1 pseudogene is annotated in these 401 nt (G+C 74.1%); it reads left to right on the top strand.

The features are described from left to right. Window positions 1-117: 117 nt before the first annotated feature. Window positions 118-401 (top strand): annotated as a pseudogene (locus D7V97_RS43885) (CPBP family intramembrane glutamate endopeptidase); the annotation flags it as partial.

Here is a 401-nt window from a genome sequence, read left to right as displayed (position 1 = left end):
GTATAAGAGACAGCCCTGGTCGCGGTCGCGGTCGCGCTGCTGGCGTGGGGACTGGCCCTGCTGCGTCCCTGGGAGGCCACGCGCCGGGGGGCGTGGTTCGGCATCCTGGGGCTCATCGTGGCGCTGGGCGGCACGGGCGCGGGCGCCTGGGTCGCCTCCGATGCGGAGGTGGAGAAGGGCTTCTCGCTGTCCATGGCGCCGCTGGTCATCCGCGCGCTCGGGATGTGCCTGCTGGTGGCGGTGCTGCTGTGGCGCGACCGCCAGGGGCCCGCGCAGGTGGGGCTGGAGCGCGAGGGCTGGAAAAAGGAGCTGCTCCTGGGCGTGCCCGTGCTCGCCGCGACCTACGTGGTGCACCTCTCCGCGTCGGTGCCGCTGGCGGCCGTCGCCGTGGCGCTGAAGCT

The sequence above is a fragment of the Corallococcus sp. CA053C genome (assembly GCF_003611675.1).
In the GTDB taxonomy this organism is placed as follows: domain Bacteria; phylum Myxococcota; class Myxococcia; order Myxococcales; family Myxococcaceae; genus Corallococcus.
This window is presented reverse-complemented; position numbering and strand designations above follow the sequence as displayed.